Origin of the sequence: Limnohabitans sp. 103DPR2 (assembly GCF_001412575.1) — a bacterium.
GTDB lineage: Bacteria > Pseudomonadota > Gammaproteobacteria > Burkholderiales > Burkholderiaceae_C > Limnohabitans_A.
Window position 1 is genome coordinate 335,822 of record NZ_CP011834.1, and the last position, 21,345, is coordinate 357,166.

Below are 21,345 nucleotides of genomic sequence, written 5' to 3' on the forward strand. Positions count from 1 at the left end.
ATGCCGTCCCTTCACGCAAGCGATCTGATGAAGCTACAGCCTTTATGGCAGTTCTTTAAGTCTGCAACGCGGTCTTTCACCGACCGTCGAATCTCCTTGTGGATTGCGTTGGTTGGGTTGGTGGTGGCCTTGTTGGTCACCCTCGTCTGGCTGGCAGGACGCTATGAAGCCAGTCAATACCAAGCCGAATTGGACCGTGATACAGCAGATGCCGTGAGCGACATTCGCAGCAGCTTGGGTCGCCATGTTTTAAGTTTGCAAAATTTGCATGCCAAAGGACTGTCTCCCAAATTGTGGGAGTCCGAGGTGCGAAACATGTTCAGCCTCAACCGTGAATGGTTGCGCGTTGAACGGCGCGACGCACAAGGCCTTGTGGTTCAGGGTGTTGACTCGCCTTTGCGAGAGCCTGTTTTCAACGCCAAAACTCGGATGAATGAACAAGCGGAAATCATCCAGACTTGTCTGCGCGCCAAACGTTTGAATGGCCCCGCCTATTCCAGAAGTTATTTTGTGCCACAAAACAATGGCCTGGGTTTTGAAGTCATTGAGATGTGTTTGCCCACTCTAGAAAGTGGCATCCCCGTTGGCTTTGTATTGGTGACCTATGGTCTTCAAGATATTTTGGCCAGCCAATTGGGCGAGACGTATGGCCGGCGCAACGAAATTTCTTTCATCGAATCCGACGGCACACGCTTGGCCATTCACGGCACACTGCCGCGCTCCAGACGATTGTTCTCAGCGACACAACTGCTCGATTTGCCAGGCAATACTTTGGTGCTGCGGATGGACGGCAGAAGAAGCGCACCCGATGTGTTTCCAAGCATCTTGCCTGCGCTGGTCACGGCCATGTCCATTGCCTTGGTCTCCGTGTTGGTATTGTTGGTCAAAGACTCCCGCAGACGCCTCAAAGCCGAACGCGATTTGGCCGATGCACTGGCTTTTCGAAAAGCCATGGAAGACTCCTTGGTCACAGGTTTACGGGCCCGAGATTTGCATGGCCGCATCACTTATGTGAACCCCGCCTTTTGTCAAATGGTCGGATTTGAAGCCGAGCAACTCCTTGGCAAATCAGCCCCCATGCCTTACTGGCCTCCGGAAATGGTGGGCGAATACCAACAAAGACAAGCCGTTCGTTTGGCGGGCAATGCGCCACCTCGTGAAGGGTTTGAGTCGGTCTTTGTTCGTCAAGACGGTACGCGCTTTCCCGTGTTGATTTTTGAAGCGCCCTTGATCAACGTGTTGGGAAAACAAACCGGCTGGATGAGCGCCTTTTTGGACGTCAGCGAGCAGCGCCGCATCGAGGAGCTGTCACGTGCCAGTCAAGAACGCTTACAAGCAACGGCGCGGTTGGCCACGGTGGGTGAGATGGCTTCTTTGCTGAGCCACGAACTGAACCAGCCCTTGTCCGCCATCTCAAGTTATGCCACGGGCTCGCTGAATTTGATTCAACAAGCTCAAAGCCCCGCCCACACAATGGGTGATTTGAAAATGGCCCTTGAGCGCATTTCAGAACAAGCCAGCCGCGCAGGCAAAGTCATCAACAGTGTTCATGATTTTGTGCGCCGGCGCGACCAAGACCGCGAAGTTGTGCGGCCTGGCTTGATCATGGATGCGGTCATGCCCTTGATTCAATTGCAAGCGCATAAGTTGCACGTCAAGGTTGCCACCCGCATTGACGAGGGCTTGGCGCCGGTCTTGTGCGATCGCACCATGGTCGAACAAGTGATTTTGAATTTGGCTCGCAATGGCATGCAGGCCATGGACCACCCCGATTGTCAAGACCGCGTTCTAACGCTTCAAGTCAAACGTGCGGCGTCTAGTTTGTCCCACGGGTGGATTGAGTTTTCAGTCAGCGATCTGGGTGTTGGCATTTCTGATGACATTGAAAAACAATTGTTCACGCCTTTTTTCACCACCAAATCTGAAGGCATGGGATTGGGTTTGAGTCTTTGCCGCACGGTGGTCGAGCAGCACGGTGGTCACCTAGAGTTTGTTCGTCAAGCGCCCAACGGCACGCTTTTTCGATTCACACTGCCAACCGCCTCAGAGGTTTAAGCAGCGCTTAAAATTCCAGCATGCAACCCGTTCTCAACGCCTGTGTTTTCATCATTGACGACGATGCCATCGTTCGCGATGCCATGGCTTGGTTGTTGCGCTCACGTCGTCTGATGAGCGAGTCCTTCGAAAGTGCCGACGCATTTGAGCGCATGCTCAGCGGCAAGTTTCCCGGCACCAATGCGCCCGTGCCCACCGAGGCCGGGTGCATTTTGTTGGATGTGCGAATGCCCGGTCAAAGTGGCTTGGCCTTGTTTGAAACCTTGATCGGCAACGGTTTGGCGCACACCTGGCCTGTGATTTTTTTAAGCGGGCACGCCGATGTGCCAACGGCCGTTGACAGTGTCAAACGTGGCGCTTTTGATTTTTGCGAAAAACCGTTTTCTGACAATGCGTTGGTTGATCGCGTGGAACAAGCTTTGGCTTTGTCGAAAGAGCGTTTGGCCTTGCGGCTTCAGAGCGCCGGTTTGGTGACGCGCCTGGAAGAGCTTACCGAGCGCGAACGTGATGTCATGCGCTTGGTGGTCGAAGGCTTGCCCAACAAATTGATTGCCAGCCAGCTCGACATCAGTGTTCGAACCGTTGAGGTTCATCGCTCGCGTGTGTTTGAAAAGATGGATGTCAAATCCGCTGTTGAGTTGGCCAATCTTTTGCGCGAAATCCAATCGTGAAGATCCGGTCTTTCGCTAAGTACAGCCTTGTCATGGCATCCATTGGCCTGTTGCTCTCGTGCGCCTCGCCTCAGAAACAGGCCGTCATCGAAGCGCCCACAGCATCAACACCATCAGCAGCACCCCCTCCATCTACCAGCAATGGCCCCTCCGTTGTCAATCAAAGCAAAAGCCGGTGGGTCAAGAGCAATTGGTCTGATCTGCCCGGCGTCGAAAACGACAACCTGAACGAGGCTTGGGCGGCCTGGTTGCAAAGCTGTTCGAGGAACGCTGTTGCAACCAGTGCGCTGTGTCAAACCATCAAGCGCTTGGATGGCCAAAGCGTTGCCAATCAGCGTGCTTGGTTGATTCAAAATTTTCAACCCTACCGCGTTGAAAGCCTTCAAAGCACGCCCAATCCTGCAAACGGCTTGCTCACGGCCTATTACGAACCGGTCCTAGAGGCGTCTAAGGTGTCCAAACCTGGTTTTACAGTGCCTCTGTACAGCCCGCCGGCCAACTTGAAGTCGCGCTCGCCTTGGTACACACGTGAAGAAATTGGCAAATTACCTGCTGCGCAAAACGCACTGAAGGGCAAGGAGCTTGCTTACCTTGCAGACCCCATTGATGCCATGATTTTGCACATCCAAGGTTCTGGCAGGCTGTGGGTGACACAAGCCGATGGCTCGCGCAAGCAAGTTCGTTTGGCATTTGCTGGGACCAATGACCAGCCCTATCAAAGCATTGGGCGTTGGCTGCTGGACCAAAACCTCACCAAAGATGCCACGTGGCCGGGCATCAAAGCTTGGCTTGCGCAAAACCCAAAACGAACGCAGGAATTGCTCGCCAAAAATCCGCGCTTCGTTTTTTTTAAGGAAGAAGCGCTAACTGCCCAAGACGCTTTGTTAGGCCCCAAGGGTGCACAAGGCGTTCCCTTAACGGCAGGGCGGTCCATCGCCGTTGACCCTGGCAGCATTCCTTACGGATCGCCGGTCTGGCTGGTCAGTCAAGGGCCGCAAACCCAGTTACAGCGGCTGGTCATTGCCCAAGACACTGGCAGCGCCATTCTGGGTGCCGTTCGCGCCGATTTTTATGTGGGTTCGGGTGATGCTGCGGGCGAATTGGCGGGCCGTCTCAAACAAGACATGAAAGCATGGGTTTTGCTTCCACGATAAGCTCGGTCGTTCTACACTGCGATCCATTGCATTTGAAAGTGGAACACCATGAACGCTCCCTTGCCCGAACATTTGCGCCAAGCATTGGCCAACGTGACACTGGACGACAAATACAGCTTGGCAACCGGCCGTGCTTTCATGAGCGGGGTTCAAGCATTGGTTCGCTTGCCCATGCTGCAACAAGAACGCGACGCACTGGCCGACAAAAAAACAGGCGCACTGATCAGTGGTTATCGCGGTTCGCCTTTGGGCGGTTATGACCAAGCCCTTTGGAAAGCCAAACCTTATTTAGAAAAGCACAACATTGTTTTTCAGCCGGGTGTAAACGAGGAGCTGGCTGCCACGGCCTTGTGGGGTACACAACAACTTGGCTTTGCACCGCCTGGCAGCAACAAGATGGATGGGGTGTTCGGTATTTGGTACGGCAAAGGCCCAGGGGTAGACCGATGTTCTGATGTGTTCAAGCATGCCAACATGGCAGGCACCACGCCCTGGGGCGGCGTGTTGGCGGTTGCAGGCGACGATCACGTCGCCAAGAGTTCAACCGCCGCACACCAAAGTGATCACATCTTCAAAGCTTGTGGTTTGCCCGTTTTCTTTCCAGCTTCCGTTCAAGAAGTACTAGACCTCGGCGTACATGCCATTGGGCTTAGCCGCTTTGCAGGCGTTTGGTCTGGCATGAAGACCATTCAAGAAATTGTCGAGTCCAGTGCAACCGCAGACATCAACGCTGATCGCGTGAAGATCGTGCTGCCTGATTTTGAGATGCCACCAGGCGGTGTGCACATTCGCTGGCCCGATTCTGCGCTTGAACAAGAAGCACGTTTGTTTGATTTCAAATGGTATGCCGCATTGGCTTACATTCGCGCCAATCGCTTGAATCACAACGTCATTGAAGGTCCTCAAGATCAGTACGGCATCATTGCCAGCGGAAAAGCGTACAACGACACGCGCCAGGCATTGGTTGATTTGGGCCTCGACAACGAGACGTGTCAACGCTTGGGCATTCGTGTTCACAAAGTGTCTGTGGTGTGGCCGCTTGAAGCACAAACCACGCGCGAATTCGCGCAAGGCTTGAAAGAAATTTTGGTCGTTGAAGAAAAGCGCCAAATCATTGAGTACCAGCTGAAAGAAGAGCTCTACAACTGGCCTGACTCAAAACGTCCGCGCATTGTGGGCAAGTTTGATGAGCTCGATGGTGACGATGCAGGCGGTGAGTGGTCCGTGCCGAACCCCATGGCTCACCGCTTGTTGCGTGCCAATGCCGATCTCACACCCACGCTCATTGCCAAAGCTTTGGCACATCGTCTGTTGAAATTGGATTTGCCTTCCGACATTGTGGCCCGCATGAATGCGCAGCTGCAAATCATCGAAAGCAAAGAGCGTTCGCAAAACAGCTTGGTTTTAAACCCCGCTGCCGATCGCATGCCCTGGTTTTGCTCTGGTTGTCCTCACAACACCAGTACCAAAGTGCCTGAAGGCTCACGCGCCATGGCGGGCATTGGTTGCCACTTCATGAGTTTGTGGATGGACCGCAGCACGGTGGGCTTTACCCAAATGGGCGGTGAAGGCACGCCTTGGATTGGTCAACAACATTTCAGCAATGAACAACATGTGTTTGCCAACATCGGCGATGGCACTTACTTTCACAGCGGTATTTTGGCCATTCGTCAAAGCATTGCAGCAGGCGTGAACATCACCTACAAGATTTTGTACAACGATGCCGTTGCCATGACAGGCGGCCAACGTGTTGGTGAGCGCGCAGAGGGGCACTCGGTTGTTCAAATTGCACAAAGCATGCGTGCTGAAGGTGCCGTGGTCATCAAGGTGGTCACTGACGAACCTGAGAAATACAACGGTGTTGCATTGGCCGAAGGCGTGTTGGTTCATCACCGTGATGAATTGGATGCCATTCAACGGGAATTGCGTGAAGTGAAGGGTTGCACGGTCATCATTTACGACCAAACCTGTGCCACTGAAAAACGTCGCCGCCGCAAACGCGGCACCATGGTCGATCCGGCTGTGCGCGTGATGATCAATGAATTGGTCTGTGAAGGCTGTGGCGACTGCGGTGTGCAATCGAATTGCCTCTCAGTTGAACCCTTGGAAACCGACTTCGGGCGAAAGCGCACGATCAATCAAAACACGTGCAACAAGGACACCAGTTGCCTCAAAGGTTTTTGTCCCAGCTTCATCAGCATTGAAGGTGGCCAACTGCGTAAAAAATCCAAAGAACAAAAATTTAGTCCTGCGCAATTGCCGGCTTTAAACCTGCCACGCTTGCCTGATTTAAGTTCTTCGTTCAACGCTTATGGCATTGTGGTCGCCGGCGTAGGCGGCACGGGTGTCATCACCATTGGTCAATTGTTGGGCATGGCAGCCCACTTAGACGGTTTGGGCATCGTGACACAAGATTCTGCAGGTTTGGCACAAAAGGGCGGTTCCACTTGGAGCCATGTGCTCTTGGCCAAACATCAAGATCACATTCAAACCACACGTGTCAGCATGGCAGCCGCTGATTTGATCTTGGGTTGCGATCCCATTGTGAGTGCAGGAAAAGAAACCCTGTCTCGAATGCGGCAAGGTCGAACGCATGTGGCTTTGAATTCTCACAGCACACCCACAGCAGCATTTGTGAAAGACACTCAATGGGTCAACCCAGCTGAAAGTTGTGCTCAAGAAATTGCAAATGCCGTTGGCTTGGAAGGCCTCGCTGCGTTTGATGCAGACAAATTGTCTGCACAACTGATGGGGGACACCATCTACATCAACCCCATGATTCTGGGATATGCCTGGCAAAAAGGTTGGGTTCCATTAAGCCTAGAAGCTTTGCAACGCGCCATTGAATTGAATGAAGTGGCTGTTGCAAACAATTTGGCAGCCTTTGAGTGGGGCCGCCATGCAGCGCAACATTTAGAGGCTGTTGAAGCCCTTTTAACGCCAGCACAAGTGATTCAATTTAAAAAGCGTGATCGCTTAGAAGATTTGATCGCGCAACGTGTTGAATTTTTAACGGCTTATCAAAATACGGCATATGCCAAGCAATACGAAAATTTTGTGGGCCTTGTCAAGCAAAAGGAGCAAGCTTTAGGTCAATCTTTGTTGACTGAAACTGTGGCGCGTCAATTGTTCAAATTGATGGCTTACAAAGATGAATACGAAGTTGCCCGCTTGCATACCGACAAACAGTTCCTAGAACGCGTTAAAACCCAGTTTGAAGGCGATTTCAAAGTTTTCTACCACTTAGCCCCTCCATTGATTGCAAAACGCAATGAGAAGGGCCATTTGATCAAGCAAAAAATGAGTCCTTCCACATTGCTGGTTTTCAAAGCATTGGCGCATTTCAAGTTTTTGCGTGGTACAGCTTTCGACATCTTTGGCAAAACTGAAGAACGTCAAACTGAACGCGCATTGATTCAGGAATACAAGGATGCTGTATCTGAAGTCATTGCATCTTTAAAGGCTGACAACCATGCATTGGCTGTGCAAGTGGCCAAGGTGCCAGAGCAGATCAAAGGTTTTGGTCATGTGAAAGAGCGAAACTTGTCTGCTGCGATGGTGCAGTGGCAAAACAGCATGGATGCGTTCAGAAAATCAATTTAATTTGATTGCTGACTTTGTCTCTGTATTCTTCTTTTATATAGATTAATACATAGTAGTAGTAGATAGAGAGGGGCTTGTCTTGTGGACAAGTCCCTTTTTTCTTTACAGATCAATGCATTGGATCATTTTGAAGGGTGTGCATGGCACTGCAATCTTGGTGTCACACCAGAATGAACAAGTTTTGAAAATTTCAATTTCTGTGGATAACTGTTCGGTTATCCAAAAATTGTCCACAAGTTTGTGCGTTGACAATTTTATTTTTCAAGGAACCACTGGATCCCTGCTTTTGCAACAAAACCCACCATGCCAAAAGCCAATCCCAGAAAAAGAACAAAGGTCCCAAATTTTCCAGCTTTGGATTCCCAAGCCAATTGACCAATGATGAACAGCATGTACAGCATGAATGCTGTCACACCAAAGGTCAGCCCATAGGCGGCAATTTGTTCTTCAGTCAGTCCCCAGATCATGGATGCATTTTGTCATGGTGTCCCATGGGTCCTTGTTTCATCAATTTGTGAGTGTGTGAATCAAAAACTTTTTGCTGAGCTGGGTTCAGACTTGCATAAAAGTTTTTGGTTGCTGTCATGCGTTTGCTCATTTCTGCATCCCTCTCACCCTTGAACGCCATCATTTTGTCAATTCTTTCTGGCGTGCTCATTTTTTCCATCTCAGCTGGCTGGGGCCTTGCAGGACGTTTCATTGGCATTTTCATTTCTGCAGAAAAAGCATTCCATGCGCCCTCTTGAGTTGAATCTAACTGCAATGCAGATTTCAGATCATTCAAATGCTTTTGATGCTTTGCTTCACGGTGCGATTCCGTTTGAGCGCCCCCCATCATGGGACGCCCACCTTGAGGGGGATTTGCAGGCTGTGCAAAGCCAGTCAGATGAATGCTTGAAGTGATCAAGAGGGCGGCAGAAAGCGCAATGCGGTGAAAAGTGGTCATGAGATCTCCTTTGAGTCAAAGGCCTCAGATTTGTCGAAGCAAGCTTTGCATGACTTGTCAGAGGGCTGCTTGCAGTCTGGCAATTTCATGTATCCCTTCTTTGCAGAAATTGTCACGAATTGTAAAGACCCGCCCTGAAATCGTCGACCGCTTGAATGAGTTCGTCACGTGTGTTCATGACAAAGGGACCATATTGCGCAATAGGTTCGTTCAAAGGTTGCCCAGCAATCAACAAAACTTTGCTGCCTGCAGTAGCTTGAATTTCAACCCCTTCGCCTTCATTTCGCAAAATGGCCATTCGGTGCAGTGCCACGGGTGATTTTTCTCCGGGGCTGATGACATTCACACTGCCTCTGTAGACAAACAAAAACGCATTGTGCTGGGTTGGCAATGCTTGTTGAAATGAAGCGTCATTTTCAAAATGAATGTCCAAATACAAAGCATCGGTTGGAAATTCAGCAATGGGTCTTTGGACTGCTCCACGGATGCCATGTGATTGGCCTGCAATGACACGAACTTTGATACCGTCGTGCGTTGAAAACTCTGGGATGTTTTCAGTTTGAATGTCTTGGTAGCCAGGCTTGCACATTTTGTCGCGCGAAGGCAAATTGAGCCAAAGTTGAAAGCCCTCCATCACACCATCTTCTTGCTCCGGCATTTCACTGTGCACCACACCCCTGCCTGCGGTCATCCATTGAACGCCACCGTTTTGGAGCAAGCCCTCATGGCCAGCACTGTCTTTGTGACGCATGCGGCCAGCAATCATGTAGGTTACGGTTTCAAAGCCACGGTGTGGATGGTCAGGAAAGCCGCCACCATAGTCTTTGGGATCGTCACTGCCAAAGTTATCAAGCATCAAGAAAGGGTCTAAGCGTCGTTGATGCGCTTGTGTCAGCACGCGTGTGAGCTTGACGCCGTCACCATCACGTGTTGCTTGACCTTGAACTTGTTGTTCGATGCGACGACCTTGAAAAGATGTGGGAGGTGTGTTCATAAGACAAGATTTTGCATGTTTTTCTTGATCTGCATCATTTTCCAAAAGTGCAATTCACAGCAAACTGGGTTTGTTTGTGAATCAGACTTTGAGGCCGTTTGGCAAAGAAAGCAACAGATCTATGAAAAGAAGAAGCCTTCACATCATTCGCGATGAGCACGCCTCGTTGGCTGCCATGCTTCACTCTATGTCGAAACTGTTAGAGCTTGGACCCGCAGAAGATGCCGCACAATTTTTCGATGTGATGCGCGCGATGTTGTTTTACATCGATGAATTTCCTGAGCGTTTGCATCACCCCAAAGAGTCGAATTTGTTGTTTCCTAAGCTTGCCAAAAAAGCACCGGAGGTGAGAGGGGCCATCGATCGTCTTGAACGTGATCACATGCACAGTGAAAAAGCCGTGCGCGATTTGCTTCATTTGTTGATGGCTTGGGAAATGGTGGGAAGCTCCCGCAAGGCCGCCTTTGTCGATGCCTTCGGCCCTTATGTCGAGTCTTATCTCGACCATATGCGCTTAGAAGAGACCGTGATCTTGCCAGCGGCACAAAGCGCGCTGACAGACGAGGATTGGTTGGAAGTAGACCAAGCCTTTGATCTCAATGCGGACCCTTTAACTGGCAAGCATCTACCAGGCCCTGCATTTGAAAAACTCTTTAGCCGAATCGTGAGCAAAGCGCCTGCACCCATTGGTTTGGGTTAATGTGCACAGGCACTGTTAAATTTGATCAGTGGGCTTTCGCCAGCGTTGGGTAGTCTGTGTAGCCCGCTTCTTTGCCACCATAAAACGTTGCACGATCAGGCGTGTTGTAGGGGCCGTTTTGTTTCAAGCGTGCACCCAAGTCTGGATTGGCAATGAAAGATTTTCCAAAGGCAATCAAATCGGCATCGGCTTGCAAGGCTTGATCGGCCAAATCGCGCTCGTAGCCATTGTTCAGCATCCATGCGCCTTTGCCGCCCGCCTTTTGGTAGGCCGCTTTCATGGCTTTGTAATCAAAAGCGTGATCGCCTTGTTGGTAATCCCTGGCGGCACCCGTTGAGCCTTCAATGACGTGCACATAAGCCAAGGCCAAGGTGCCTAAGAATTGTGTGACGTGTTCAAACAAGGCCTGCGGCGCGGCATCGCTGGCATCATTGGCCGGCGTCACAGGCGAAATTCGAATGCCGCAGCGACCTGCGCCAATTTCTTCGCAAACAGCAGACATCACTTCTTTCAGAAGCCGAGCGCGATTCTCAATGTTGCCGCCGTATGCATCTGTGCGATGGTTGCTGTCAGCGCGTAAAAACTGATCGATCAAATAGCCATTGGCCGCGTGTACCTCAACACCATCGAAACCTGCAGCGATGGCATTGCGAGCGGCTTTGCGGTAATCGTCCACGATGCCAGGCAGCTCGTCTAAGCGCAGTGCGCGAGGCTCGGATGTTGGCACAAAGCTGGGGACACCGTCCACGATCAATACTGTCTTTGATTTGGCCGTGATGGCAGAAGGTGCAACGGGTGCTTGACCGCCGGGTTGCAAGCTGGTGTGTGAAATTCGGCCAACGTGCCAGAGTTGCATCACGATTTTTCCGCCTTTGGCATGAACGCCTTGCGTGATGGCTTGCCATGCATTGACTTGTTCAGTTGACCAGATGCCAGGGACATCGGCATAGCCTTGACCTTGGTGGCTGATGGCAGTTGCTTCTGTGATGATGAGGCCTGCGCCGGTTGCGGGGTTGGCGCGTTGCGCATAGTATTCAGCCATGAGTGCATTGGGCATCGCGTTGGGTGCTCGATTGCGCGTGAGCGGCGCCATCACAATCCGTGAGGCCAATTGAAGTGCGCCCGCTTGGCAAGGTTCGAATAAGTTTTTCATGTCACAAAGTATCAGGTTATGGACGTCGCTGGGCTTGGCTGTGAGCGTGTCGATGGCGGCCGCGGTGTCATTGGGCATGACGCGGTTTGCCTACGCACTCTTGTTGCCGCCCATGCGAGAAGATTTGTCGTGGACCTACACCTTAGCAGGTGCGATGAACACTTTCAATGCGCTGGGCTATTTGGTGGGTGCGCTGCTGACACCTTGGGCGCTTAAACGCTGGGGCGCGGTGCGAGTCTTGATTGTGGGTTCTGTCTTGGCTTCTTTGTTGATGGCCATGACGGGATTTTTCACGCAGGCTTTGTATTTGTTGTTACAACGTTTTTTGGCGGGTGTGGCCAGTGCGGCTGTGTTTGTATCCGGTGGATTGTTGGCGGCCAGGTTGGGTGCGCACTTGCCTTCTCAGTCCGGCTTGCTGCTGGGCATTTACTATGGCGGCACGGGTTGGGGCATTGTCATTTCAGCGTTGTGTGTGCCTGCGGCCATCGCGCTGTCTGCTGCCCATCATGCGCAACACACCTGGTCATGGGCTTGGTGGTGTTTGGCGTTTATTTGCGCCATCATCAGTGCCGCTCTTTTTTTGATTCGATCACACTTGAATCGTTGGATGCCAGAGTTGTCGACGGCTTCGCCTGCGCCGTCAAACGAATATCAAGCGTCATTGCCGACGACAACGCTGAGTGCACCCACCCAGCCCGCATGGCGTGTTTGGGCACCTGGCTTGTTGGGCTACGGCCTCTTTGGTGTGGGCTACATCGGTTACATGACCTTTGTGGTGGCGGTCTTGCGTGAGCAAGGGGCGCCCTCGGACAACATCACGTTCTTTTATGCCGCTTTGGGTTTGGCGGTGGTGGCGTCCTCCAGAATTTGGGCGGGGCTACTGAATCATTTCAAAGGCGGCCAAGCTTTGGCCATCTTGAATGCTTTGTTGAGTGTGGCCACGCTCATTCCTGCATTGACCTCTGCATGGCCGGCCATGTTGTTGTCGGGCATTTTGTTTGGCGGTGTGTTTTTGTCTGTGGTGGCCTCGACCACCGCCATGGTGAAACACAACTTGCCAGCCTCGCAATGGGCCTCGGGTATCAGCGCATTCACCGTGGTGTTTGCGGTGGGGCAAATTGTGGGACCTACTGTTGTGGGTTGGATTGCCGATGGTCCTGGTGGTTTACAGCGGGGTTTGGTTTTCTCGGCCGCTGCGTTGTTGCTAGGCGCTTTGGTGGCGTGGCAACAAAAACCGCTTCAGTCTCAAACGTCGTAGCCCGGATTTTCTCGGTTCAATTTGCGCAGCAAAGAGGGCCACACAAACGAGCCCCCCAGGCCGCCTGTCTGAACCTTCATCGCATGAGACACGCCGCTTAATATTTGGGGATTGACGGGCGTTAGATCTGTCGGTGATGTTAGTCCCGACAATGCGTCCACTTGGATGCGGCACGTGTTCTCAAATGTGTACATCTGCAAGAAAGCATCTTGGATGGATTTGCCGACCGTTAAGAGTCCATGGTTGCGCAACATCAAATAATTGGCCTCGCCTAGATCGGCTTGCAACCTGGTTTTTTCATCGTCACGAATGGCAACGCCTTCATAGTCGTGATAGGCCAGTGACGCCAAGACAAAAGTGCTTTGTTGGCTGATGGGCAACACACCGTGTTTTTGTGCGCTGACGGCCACGCCTGCCCGTGTGTGGGTGTGCAAGACACAAGCCGCATCAGGACGCGCTTCGTGCACGGCGCTGTGAATGACAAACCCGGCTGGGTTCACTGGGTGCGGATTGTCTTCGTCCAGTTTGTTGCAATGCATGTCGATCTTGACCAAGCTAGAGGCGGTGATTTCATCGAACATCAAGCCATAGGGGTTGATCAAAAACTGGTGTTCTTCGCCCGACACAGAGGCGGGTAATTTGGCGCTGATGTGTGTGAACACCAAATCACTCCATCCATACAAGGCCACCAATCGGTAGCAGGCGGCCAAGTCCACACGCAGTTGCCATTCATCGGGGTGGAAGCGGTTGTTGTTGTGCTGTGTCATAAGGTCTCCATATTGGGGCCAAGCTTAGCCTGAGCCGTGATTGCACAGCAGTCGCGCATGGAACACCCGTTACAGATAAAATCAACCCCCTTGGCCACTGGCCTCCCACGGCGCGGGCAGCGCCGGCCAACATGGCCATGAACGGGTGATTTGATGCTTTATCCACAAGAATTTGATGTGATCGTCGTTGGCGGTGGCCACGCGGGAACCGAGGCTGCCTTGGCGTCTGCGCGCATGGGTTGCAAAACACTCCTGCTGTCGCACAACATCGAGACCTTGGGTCAGATGAGCTGCAACCCGTCCATTGGCGGTATTGGCAAAGGCCACTTGGTCAAAGAAGTTGACGCCTTGGGTGGCGCCATGGCCTTGGCCACCGATGAAGGTGGCATTCAGTTTCGTATTTTGAACAGCTCTAAAGGCCCAGCAGTTCGCGCCACGCGCGCTCAAGCCGATCGCATTTTGTACAAGGCAGCCATACGCCATCGGCTGGAAAACCAAGAAAACTTGTGGTTGTTTCAGCAAGCCGTCGATGACTTGATGGTGGAGTCCAATGGCACGGAAGACCGTGTGGTGGGGGCTGTAACGCAAGTGGGCGTTCGCTTTCGTTCAAAAACTGTGGTTTTAACTGCCGGTACATTCTTGGATGGCAAGATTCATGTCGGCTTAGAAAACTATGCGGCCGGCCGTGCGGGTGATCCGCCTGCGGTCAGTTTGTCTGCGCGTTTGAAAGAACTCAAGTTGCCACAAGGGCGCTTGAAAACGGGTACGCCGCCTCGCTTGGATGGCCGCACCATCGACTTCAGTCAATGCCAAGAGCAACCTGGGGACGGCATGCCTGGCGGACTGAATCCTGAAGCAGGCGTTCCTGTTTTCAGCTTCATGGGCAGGGCAGACATGCACCCCGCGCAAATGCCTTGCTGGGTCACGCACACCAACGAACGCACCCACGACATCATTCGCTCGGGCTTTGACCGCAGCCCCATGTTCACCGGAAAAATTGAAGGTGTGGGTCCACGTTATTGCCCCAGCGTGGAAGACAAGATCAATCGCTTTGCCGACAAAGACAGTCACCAGATCTTTTTAGAGCCTGAAGGCTTGACCACGCACGAGTTTTATCCCAACGGCATTTCCACCAGTTTGCCCTTTGACATCCAGTATGCATTGGTGCGATCGATGAAGGGTTTAGAAAACGCTCACATTCTTCGCCCCGGTTATGCCATTGAGTACGACTACTTTGACCCACGCTCTTTGAAGAGCAGCTTTGAAACTCGCCAGATTGGCGGCTTGTTTTTTGCAGGTCAAATCAACGGCACCACCGGTTATGAAGAGGCAGCAGCGCAAGGTTTGTTTGCAGGCATCAATGCCGCACTTCAGTGCCGCAGCATGTCTGGACAGGCCAATGACATGGGGGGCGCTTGGTTGCCCACACGAGATCAAGCGTATTTGGGTGTATTGGTCGACGACCTCATTACCAAGGGCGTGACCGAGCCTTACCGCATGTTCACCAGCAGGGCAGAGTTCCGCTTGCAATTGCGAGAAGACAATGCCGACATGCGGCTGACCGAAGTGGGTCGCCAAATGGGCCTGGTGGATGACGCGCGCTGGGCTTCCTACTGCGCCAAGCGTGAAGCTGTTTCACGTGAAACAGAGCGACTGAAGTCTACTTGGGTCAATCCCAGAAACCTGCCAACCTCTGAGTCAGAGCGGGTGTTGGGCAAGGCCATCGAACATGAGCACAACTTGTTGGACTTGCTGCGCCGCCCCAACGTTTCGTATTCGCAGCTGATGAGCTTGGACGGTGGGCGCTTTGAGGCTCAAGAGGTTTCACGTGAAACATTGGGTGACTTGGCGGCGGCGGTGATTGAGCAAGTCGAGATCACGGCCAAATACTCGGGCTACATTGATCGGCAAAAGGTGGAAGTAGAGCGTTCGGCCTATTTCGAAAACTTGAAGCTGCCAGCCAAGCTGGACTATTTGCAGGTTTCTTCTTTGTCCATTGAGGCGCGCCAAAAATTGGCCAAGCATCGCCCCGAAACATTGGGCATGGCCTCTCGCATCTCCGGCATCACGCCCGCGACCATTTCGTTGTTGTTGATTCACCTGAAAAAGGGCGGCTTTAAAGAGTTCATGGCCGTGAAGCCTGAGGCGGTGGAGGGTGTTGAGGATGCTGAGGGCGCTGTTTCGTGATGGGTGACGCTTTGCAGAATGACTTGGCGTCAAAGTTGGCGTCTGGGGTTGAGACCCTGGGCTTGTCCTTGAGTGAGTCGCAGCTGCAACAGTTGATGAATTACATGGCCTTGATTCAAAAGTGGAACAAGGTCTATAACTTGACGGCCTTGCGCGACCCCAATGAAATGCTAACGCACCACTTGCTGGACAGCTTGTCGGCCATTGGCCCCTTGCATCGTCACCTTCAAAATGACCCGTCCACTCGGGGTGCAGACAGCACTTTGCTCGACGTCGGTTCGGGTGGTGGCTTGCCAGGTGTGGTCATTGCCATTTGCTGCTCAAATGTGCGCGTGACCTGTGTTGATGCGGTTTCCAAGAAAGCTGCTTTTGTTCAGCAGGTTGCGGCCAGTTTGAAGTTGCCAAACCTCAAAGGCGTCCATGCGCGCGTCGAAACATTGACCGAGCATTTTGACGTCGTGTGTTCAAGAGCCTTCGCTTCCTTGCCTGACTTCGTGACTTGGTCCGCCGCTGCTTTGAAGGACGCAGGTGTTTGGATGGCCATGAAAGGCAGATTGCCCACAGAGGAAATGGACGCTTTGCCGATTTTTGCCAAGGTGTTTCACGTGGAACAGCTTCAAGTGCCCGGTTTGGATGCCGAGCGCTGCATGATTTGGATGAAAAAAGCACCAAGTTCCTTGGCTTGAGCGGACAGATCTGGTGATCGCCCATTACACTTGGGCCAAATAAGAAAGCCTTGCATGTTTGGAATCTCAGATTACGGCGCCTTTGTGGCCGCCTTTGTCCTTCTTTTGTTTTTGCCAGGACCTGGCAATTTGGCTTTGATCACCTCAACCAGCCAAGGTGGTGTGCGGGGTGGCGTGGCCTCTGTGTTGGGCTTGATTCTGGGCGATCAGATTTTGTTGTGGATGACGGTCGCAGGCGTGGCCGCTTTGTTGCAAACCTACCCGCATTTGTTCATGGCCATGCAATGGGTGGGGGCTGCCTACTTGTCATGGTTGGGTGCGCGCATGGTTTTCGCCAAAGCGGGGGAAGGTCCCTCCATCAAAATCACGCCCGGCAAATACTTCAAAGAAACCATGTTCATCACCTTGCTCAATCCCAAGGCGATCATGTTCTATTTCGCCTTTTTTCCTCAGTTCATCGACCCAGAGAAGCATCAAGGAATGATTACTTTTTCATTCATGGCGGCAACCATTGCTGTCTTGGGTGCACTGTATTGTTTGGGTGTTGTTTACATTACACACACCATGGCAGAACGAATTCGCGCCAACCCCAAAATGTCGGGGCTTTTGCAAAAAGTAGCGGGCCTGTTTTTGATTGGCTTCGGCCTCAAGTTAGCCCTTGGTAAATGAACGCATCAACCGAAAATTAAAAGAGTAAGTCATGGCAAAAATTTTCTGTGTTGCAAACCAAAAAGGTGGCGTGGGCAAAACAACGTCCGCGGTCAATTTGGCGGCAGGTTTGGCCAAGGTGGGCCAGCGGGTTTTGTTGGTAGATCTCGATCCACAAGGCAATGCCACCATGGGTTCGGGTGTCGACAAACGCCAACTTGAACTCAGCGTTTACGATGTTTTGCTGGAGTCTGCCAGCATCAAAGAGGCGGCTATTTTTTCTGAAAAATGTGGCTACCATGTCTTGGGTGCCAACCGTGAATTGGCCGGCGCCGAAGTGGAGTTGGTCGATCTGGAGCGACGCGATCAGCGTTTGAAGTTGGCGCTGGATGCGGCCGATGCAGACTTTGACTTTGTCTTGATCGACTGCCCGCCCTCGCTCTCGATGCTCACCTTGAATGGTTTGTGTGCAGCCCATGGCGTGATCGTGCCCATGCAATGTGAATACTTTGCCCTCGAAGGTTTGACCGATTTGGTCAACACCATCAAACAAGTTCACGCCAATTTGAATCCCGACCTGAAAATCATCGGCTTGCTTCGCGTGATGTTTGACCCTCGCATTACCTTGCAACAACAGGTCAGCGAGCAACTCAAGTCACACTTTGGCGACAAGGTTTTCAACACCGTGATTCCGCGCAATGTGCGCTTGGCCGAAGCGCCCAGTTATGGCTTGCCTGGCGTAGTGTTTGATCCATCGGCCAAGGGAAGCCAAGCATTTGTAGAGTTTGCCAAAGAACTGGTGATCCGCATTCCAACGCTTTGAAGCAAGCAATACTATAAATGTCACAGTCTACAGTCCTTATTTTGCCTGGATGGCAAGGAAGTGGGCCCTTACATTGGCAAATGAGGTGGGTTGCCCTGCATGGCGATGTGGTGGTTGAGCAGCACGATTGGATGAGACCCTTGCGAGGCGACTGGTTGTCAAGATTGGACGATGTCTTGTCTGATTTAGAGGGGCCAGTTTCATTGGCGGCCCACAGTTTGGGCTGTATTCAAGTCGCTGCGTGGGCCGCCGTTTCTGCACAGACACACAAGGTCAAAGCGGCGCTGTTGGTGGCGCCAGGTGATGTCGAGGCCTCGAATTTCAAAGACGTCTTTTCCACTTGGCAACCCATCGTCATGAATCGATTGCCTTTCAAGAGTTTGTTGGTGGGCAGTCAAAACGATCCTTTTTGCACGCTTGAACGTGCGCAAGCTTTTGCCAAGGCCTGGGGTTCTGATTTCCTGAACCTTGGGAACAAAGGGCATGTCAATGCCGATTCCAATTTAGGCGACTGGCCAGAAGGCCGCGCAATGCTGAACAGTTTGATGAAAGAAAAAGAACATGGTCACTAAAAAACCGAAAGGCCTCGGACGCGGTCTTGAAGCCCTCTTGGGTCCCAAAGTTCAAGACGAACCCAGTTCACCTCAAGCCGTCGAAGCGGCGGCCAATCGACTCCCATCGACCTTGCCTTTGAGTGAGATGGTGCCCGGTATTTACCAGCCGCGAACGCGCATGGACGAAGGCGCACTTTACGAACTGGCCGAGTCCATCAAGGCGCAGGGCATCATGCAGCCCATCTTGGTCCGCAAGTTAAGCGAAGGTCCCAACGCTGGCAAGTTTGAAATCATTGCGGGCGAGCGTCGCTTTCGCGCCTCACGTTTGGCAGGTCTGAACGAGGTGCCGGTGCTGGTGCGCGATGTGCCCAATGAGGCTGCAGCGGCGATGGCCTTGATTGAAAACATTCAGCGTGAAGACCTCAACCCCTTGGAGGAGGCCATGGGTTTGCAACGCTTGATCAAAGAGTTTGGACTCACTCACGAAACGGCAGCGCAAGCTGTCGGCCGCTCGCGCAGTGCTGCCAGTAACTTGTTGCGTTTGTTGAATTTGGCCGACCCTGTCCAAACCATGCTGATGGCTGGTGACATTGACATGGGCCACGCGCGCGCATTGTTGGGCTTGGACAAGGCGGCTCAAATCACAGCGGCCAATCAAATCAGTGCTAAAAAAATGTCGGTGCGCGAAGCCGAAAGCCTGGTCAAAAAACTCAGCGCCGAGTTTTCTCTGGTTCAACAAAAACCGAAAAAAGAAAAATCCCGCGACATCAAACGTGTGGAAGAAGAGTTGTCAGACTTGCTCATGGCCGAGGTCGAAGTGCGCATCAAGAAGCGTGTGAAACGCCATGGGCGTTTTGAAGAGATGGGCGAGTTGTCCATCCAGTTTGGCTCATTGGACGAACTCAATGGACTGATTGAACGGTTGCGCGATTAAACAGTCGCATCCAAAAAGAAGGGCCTCGTTTCACAACAGAGGCCCTTTTTTCATCGGAAGATTTTTCCGGGGTTCATGATGTTATGCGGGTCCAGTGCTTGCTTCAAAGTGCGCATCATGTTGACCGCGCCTTCGCCAGCTTCGGTCACCAAGAAGTCCATTTTGTGCAAGCCAATGCCATGCTCACCCGTGCAGGTGCCACCCAGGCTGAGTGCGCGGTTGACCAACTTGTGATTCAAGGTTTCGGCGATTTCACGTTCTTGGGGATTTTCAGGATCGATCAAATAGCCAAAGTGGAAATTGCCATCGCCAACGTGACCGACCAAGAAGTATGGAACGCCGCTGGCATCGGTTTCGGCCACCGAGTCCAGCAAGCAGTCGGCCAATCGGCTGATGGGCACACAAGTGTCCGTACTAATGGCCCGGCAACCCGGCTTGCTTTGCAGTGCTGCAAAGTAAGCGTTGTGGCGAGCCGTCCAAAGACGCGTTCGCTCTTCTGGGGTTGTGGCCCATTCAAATGCATTGCCGCCATGCTCGCTGGCAATTTCTTGCACAGTTTCGGCTTGTTCTTTAACACCGGCTGGTGAGCCATGAAACTCCATCAACAGCAAAGCCTCTTCGCGCAAGCCCAACTTGGCGTAGGCATTGACCATGCGCACAGTGTTGTGGTCGATCAACTCCACCCGTGCGATGGGCACGCCCAATTGAATGGTTTGAATCACGGTTTTCACAGCCGACTCAATGCTGGGGAAAGAGCAAATGGCCGCGGAGATTGCTTCAGGTAAGGGATACAAGCGGACCGTGACCTCGGTCATCACGCCCAGGGTGCCTTCGCTGCCGACAAACAAGCGCGTCAAGTCGTAGCCTGCACTGGATTTTTTGGCACGGGTGCCGGTTCGGATGATTTCACCCGAAGCGGTAACGACTTCCAATGCCAAAACATTCTCACGCATGGTGCCATAGCGAACGGCATTGGTGCCACTGGCGCGGGTTGCGCTCATGCCGCCGATGGTGGCATCTGCTCCTGGATCGATGGGGAAAAACAAACCGGTCGATTTGATTTCTTCGTTCAATTGCTTGCGTGTGACGCCAGGCTGAACCGTGACGGTTAAATCTTCTGCATTGATGCTCAGCACTTTGTTCATGCGCGTCAGGTCAATGCTGATCCCGCCTTGAACGGCCAATAAATGACCCTCCAAAGACGAACCGACACCAAACGGAATGACGGGCACTTGGTATTGACTGGCCAACTTCACGGCATCGGCCACATCTTGGGTGCATTCGGCAAAGATCACAGCAGAAGGCGGTGGCACGGGGGCAAAAGCCGATTCGTCGCGACCATGTTGCTCACGAATGACGAGTGCCGTGGAGCAGTTGTCGCCGAACCGCGCCTTGAGTGCGTCGATAAATGCTTGAGGCACTGGGCGGGCTTGCACGTCGGGTGCCAAGTGGGCGGCAGGAGTGGGTGCATTCATAGTGAGGCTCCAAAAAGAAGGGGGCAGTCATCGCTTGTGAGGGGGCGGGAAAAGCCCGTTGACCTTGGTCAGCCCAATGTTGGCAAACTCGGTCAAAATCAGAGTTTACGCTGAGACAAGCTTTTTTGCAGTGCGCAGAGCACAGGGGAAACACCATGGGTAATCGACTGACACAAATCGCCACACGAACCGGCGATGAAGGCACCACAGGCTTGGGCAATAACCAGCGTGTGTCCAAAAACAGCTTGCGCGTGCATGCCATGGGCGATGTCGATGAATTGAACTCCCACATTGGACTGCTCTTGTGCGAGACCATGCCCGATGATGTCCGTACCCTGTTGGTCGAGGTGCAGCATCAGTTGTTCAATTTGGGTGGCGAGTTGTCCATCCCTGGATTTGAGTTACTGAAAGCAGAAGCGGTGGTGGTCTTGGACGAGGCACTTGAAAAATACAACGCCCAGTTGCCCAAGCTTGAAGAATTTATTTTGCCGGCGGGGAACCGAGCCGCTTCTCAGGCACACATTTGCAGAACGGTCGCCAGACGTGCAGAGCGCGCTACCGTGGCATTGGGCAATGAAGAGGCTTTGAACGACGCGCCGCGCCAATACCTCAACAGGCTGTCGGATTTGATGTTTGTTTTGTCGCGGGTCTTGAACCGAATGGATGGTGGCAGCGACGTGTATTGGCAAAGCGAGCGCATGAAAAAATAAGCGCAGTCACAAAAGCTGCTGTCACCT

19 protein-coding genes are annotated in these 21,345 nt (G+C 52.5%); 13 read left to right on the forward strand and 6 right to left on the reverse strand.

The window, feature by feature from the left end; genetic code table 11:
• The 4 genes from L103DPR2_RS01490 to L103DPR2_RS01505 are packed head-to-tail and all read left to right on the forward strand — an operon-like array spanning position 1 to position 7,483.
• The gene (locus tag L103DPR2_RS01490) at positions 1-2,055 is read left to right on the forward strand and encodes a sensor histidine kinase (protein WP_369907441.1); all 2,055 of its coding nucleotides are present in this window, start codon (positions 1-3) and stop codon (positions 2,053-2,055) included.
• 20 nt (positions 2,056-2,075) lie between these two features.
• The gene (locus L103DPR2_RS01495; RefSeq protein WP_055359433.1) at positions 2,076-2,726 is read left to right on the forward strand and encodes a response regulator transcription factor; all 651 of its coding nucleotides are present in this window, start codon (positions 2,076-2,078) and stop codon (positions 2,724-2,726) included.
• 32 nt (positions 2,727-2,758) lie between these two features.
• Positions 2,759-3,880: a murein transglycosylase A gene (gene mltA / locus L103DPR2_RS01500; protein WP_055359434.1), complete on the forward strand. Its 1,122-nt coding sequence runs from the start codon at positions 2,759-2,761 to the stop codon at positions 3,878-3,880.
• A gap of 48 nt (positions 3,881-3,928) precedes the next feature.
• Positions 3,929-7,483, forward strand: coding sequence for an indolepyruvate ferredoxin oxidoreductase family protein (locus L103DPR2_RS01505; RefSeq protein ID WP_055359435.1), 3,555 nt, complete (start codon positions 3,929-3,931; stop codon positions 7,481-7,483).
• A 254-nt stretch (positions 7,484-7,737) separates the two neighbouring features.
• Here L103DPR2_RS01505 and L103DPR2_RS01510 read toward each other — a convergent pair whose 3' ends face one another.
• The 3 genes from L103DPR2_RS01510 to L103DPR2_RS01520 all read right to left on the reverse strand — a co-directional run bounded on the left by L103DPR2_RS01510 (position 7,738) and on the right by L103DPR2_RS01520 (position 9,423).
• The gene (locus L103DPR2_RS01510) at positions 7,738-7,950 is read right to left on the reverse strand and encodes a DUF2788 domain-containing protein (protein ID WP_055359436.1); all 213 of its coding nucleotides are present in this window, start codon (positions 7,948-7,950) and stop codon (positions 7,738-7,740) included.
• Positions 7,947-8,321: a Spy/CpxP family protein refolding chaperone gene (locus L103DPR2_RS01515; RefSeq protein WP_197274896.1), complete on the reverse strand. Its 375-nt coding sequence runs from the start codon at positions 8,319-8,321 to the stop codon at positions 7,947-7,949. The genes L103DPR2_RS01510 and L103DPR2_RS01515 overlap by 4 nt, the downstream gene beginning before the upstream one ends.
• Positions 8,322-8,541: 220 nt before the next feature.
• Complete coding sequence (locus L103DPR2_RS01520; RefSeq protein ID WP_055361777.1) at positions 8,542-9,423, reverse strand: pirin family protein; 882 nt, start codon at positions 9,421-9,423, stop codon at positions 8,542-8,544.
• A gap of 121 nt (positions 9,424-9,544) precedes the next feature.
• Between L103DPR2_RS01520 and L103DPR2_RS01525 the strand changes: the two genes are divergently transcribed.
• On the forward strand, positions 9,545-10,123 hold the full coding sequence (locus tag L103DPR2_RS01525) for a hemerythrin domain-containing protein (RefSeq protein WP_055359438.1): 579 nt from the start codon (positions 9,545-9,547) through the stop codon (positions 10,121-10,123).
• Positions 10,124-10,148: 25 nt separating this feature from the next.
• Here L103DPR2_RS01525 and L103DPR2_RS01530 read toward each other — a convergent pair whose 3' ends face one another.
• Positions 10,149-11,276, reverse strand: a complete 1,128-nt coding sequence (locus tag L103DPR2_RS01530) for an alkene reductase (protein ID WP_055359439.1) — start codon at positions 11,274-11,276, stop codon at positions 10,149-10,151.
• Between L103DPR2_RS01530 and L103DPR2_RS01535 the strand changes: the two genes are divergently transcribed.
• A complete protein-coding gene (locus L103DPR2_RS01535; protein WP_055359440.1) occupies positions 11,275-12,534 on the forward strand; it encodes a YbfB/YjiJ family MFS transporter in 1,260 nt (419 codons plus the stop codon). The genes L103DPR2_RS01530 and L103DPR2_RS01535 overlap by 2 nt on opposite strands.
• Here the strand turns inward: L103DPR2_RS01535 and L103DPR2_RS01540 are convergent.
• Positions 12,522-13,301, reverse strand: a complete 780-nt coding sequence (locus L103DPR2_RS01540; RefSeq protein WP_055359441.1) for a class II aldolase/adducin family protein — start codon at positions 13,299-13,301, stop codon at positions 12,522-12,524. The two genes, L103DPR2_RS01535 and L103DPR2_RS01540, sit on opposite strands and share 13 nt — an antisense overlap.
• Positions 13,302-13,454: 153 nt before the next feature.
• On the opposite strand from L103DPR2_RS01540, the gene mnmG reads away from it, so the two are divergent.
• From mnmG to L103DPR2_RS01570, 6 genes are read left to right on the forward strand one after another with little or no spacing between them, the layout of a single operon-like run.
• The gene (mnmG, locus tag L103DPR2_RS01545; protein WP_055359442.1) at positions 13,455-15,488 is read left to right on the forward strand and encodes a tRNA uridine-5-carboxymethylaminomethyl(34) synthesis enzyme MnmG; all 2,034 of its coding nucleotides are present in this window, start codon (positions 13,455-13,457) and stop codon (positions 15,486-15,488) included.
• Complete coding sequence (gene rsmG / locus L103DPR2_RS01550) at positions 15,488-16,174, forward strand: 16S rRNA (guanine(527)-N(7))-methyltransferase RsmG (protein WP_055359443.1); 687 nt, start codon at positions 15,488-15,490, stop codon at positions 16,172-16,174. Before mnmG ends, rsmG begins: the two co-directional genes overlap by 1 nt.
• Before the next feature lie 54 nt (positions 16,175-16,228).
• Complete coding sequence (locus tag L103DPR2_RS01555; protein ID WP_055359444.1) at positions 16,229-16,843, forward strand: LysE family transporter; 615 nt, start codon at positions 16,229-16,231, stop codon at positions 16,841-16,843.
• A gap of 31 nt (positions 16,844-16,874) precedes the next feature.
• Positions 16,875-17,645 carry a ParA family protein gene (locus L103DPR2_RS01560; RefSeq protein ID WP_055359445.1) on the forward strand — a complete coding sequence of 257 codons (771 nt, stop codon included), beginning with the start codon at positions 16,875-16,877 and terminating at the stop codon, positions 17,643-17,645.
• Between the two features lie 17 nt (positions 17,646-17,662).
• Positions 17,663-18,217, forward strand: a complete 555-nt coding sequence (locus L103DPR2_RS01565; protein ID WP_055359446.1) for an RBBP9/YdeN family alpha/beta hydrolase — start codon at positions 17,663-17,665, stop codon at positions 18,215-18,217.
• Positions 18,207-19,133, forward strand: coding sequence for a ParB/RepB/Spo0J family partition protein (locus L103DPR2_RS01570; protein ID WP_055359447.1), 927 nt, complete (start codon positions 18,207-18,209; stop codon positions 19,131-19,133). Before L103DPR2_RS01565 ends, L103DPR2_RS01570 begins: the two co-directional genes overlap by 11 nt.
• Positions 19,134-19,183: 50 nt before the next feature.
• On the opposite strand, the gene L103DPR2_RS01575 is transcribed toward L103DPR2_RS01570, so the two are convergent.
• Entirely contained in the window at positions 19,184-20,608 is a 1,425-nt protein-coding gene (locus L103DPR2_RS01575) for an FAD-binding oxidoreductase (RefSeq protein ID WP_055359448.1), read from the reverse strand.
• A gap of 155 nt (positions 20,609-20,763) precedes the next feature.
• Between L103DPR2_RS01575 and L103DPR2_RS01580 the strand changes: the two genes are divergently transcribed.
• Positions 20,764-21,318, forward strand: a complete 555-nt coding sequence (locus L103DPR2_RS01580; RefSeq protein WP_055359449.1) for a cob(I)yrinic acid a,c-diamide adenosyltransferase — start codon at positions 20,764-20,766, stop codon at positions 21,316-21,318.
• Positions 21,319-21,345: the final 27 nt, after the last annotated feature.

Bases quoted from the DNA above. Each gene is read 5' to 3' on its own strand.
- L103DPR2_RS01555 (WP_055359444.1), top strand. From the start codon at position 16,229: ATGTTTGGAATCTCAGATTACGGCGCCTTTGTGGCCGCCTTTGTCCTT.
- L103DPR2_RS01535 (WP_055359440.1), top strand. From the start codon at position 11,275: ATGTCACAAAGTATCAGGTTATGGACGTCGCTGGGCTTGGCTGTGAGC.
- L103DPR2_RS01530 (WP_055359439.1), bottom strand. From the start codon at position 11,276: ATGAAAAACTTATTCGAACCTTGCCAAGCGGGCGCACTTCAATTGGCC.
- L103DPR2_RS01540 (WP_055359441.1), bottom strand. From the start codon at position 13,301: ATGACACAGCACAACAACAACCGCTTCCACCCCGATGAATGGCAACTG.
- L103DPR2_RS01575 (WP_055359448.1), bottom strand. From the start codon at position 20,608: ATGAATGCACCCACTCCTGCCGCCCACTTGGCACCCGACGTGCAAGCC.
- L103DPR2_RS01490 (WP_369907441.1), top strand. From the start codon at position 1: ATGCCGTCCCTTCACGCAAGCGATCTGATGAAGCTACAGCCTTTATGG.
- L103DPR2_RS01505 (WP_055359435.1), top strand. From the start codon at position 3,929: ATGAACGCTCCCTTGCCCGAACATTTGCGCCAAGCATTGGCCAACGTG.
- L103DPR2_RS01570 (WP_055359447.1), top strand. From the start codon at position 18,207: ATGGTCACTAAAAAACCGAAAGGCCTCGGACGCGGTCTTGAAGCCCTC.
- L103DPR2_RS01580 (WP_055359449.1), top strand. From the start codon at position 20,764: ATGGGTAATCGACTGACACAAATCGCCACACGAACCGGCGATGAAGGC.
- L103DPR2_RS01510 (WP_055359436.1), bottom strand. From the start codon at position 7,950: ATGATCTGGGGACTGACTGAAGAACAAATTGCCGCCTATGGGCTGACC.
- L103DPR2_RS01525 (WP_055359438.1), top strand. From the start codon at position 9,545: ATGAAAAGAAGAAGCCTTCACATCATTCGCGATGAGCACGCCTCGTTG.
- L103DPR2_RS01565 (WP_055359446.1), top strand. From the start codon at position 17,663: ATGTCACAGTCTACAGTCCTTATTTTGCCTGGATGGCAAGGAAGTGGG.
- L103DPR2_RS01520 (WP_055361777.1), bottom strand. From the start codon at position 9,423: ATGAACACACCTCCCACATCTTTTCAAGGTCGTCGCATCGAACAACAA.
- L103DPR2_RS01560 (WP_055359445.1), top strand. From the start codon at position 16,875: ATGGCAAAAATTTTCTGTGTTGCAAACCAAAAAGGTGGCGTGGGCAAA.
- mltA (WP_055359434.1), top strand. From the start codon at position 2,759: ATGGCATCCATTGGCCTGTTGCTCTCGTGCGCCTCGCCTCAGAAACAG.
- L103DPR2_RS01515 (WP_197274896.1), bottom strand. From the start codon at position 8,321: ATGATGGGGGGCGCTCAAACGGAATCGCACCGTGAAGCAAAGCATCAA.
- mnmG (WP_055359442.1), top strand. From the start codon at position 13,455: ATGCTTTATCCACAAGAATTTGATGTGATCGTCGTTGGCGGTGGCCAC.
- rsmG (WP_055359443.1), top strand. From the start codon at position 15,488: ATGGGTGACGCTTTGCAGAATGACTTGGCGTCAAAGTTGGCGTCTGGG.
- L103DPR2_RS01495 (WP_055359433.1), top strand. From the start codon at position 2,076: ATGCAACCCGTTCTCAACGCCTGTGTTTTCATCATTGACGACGATGCC.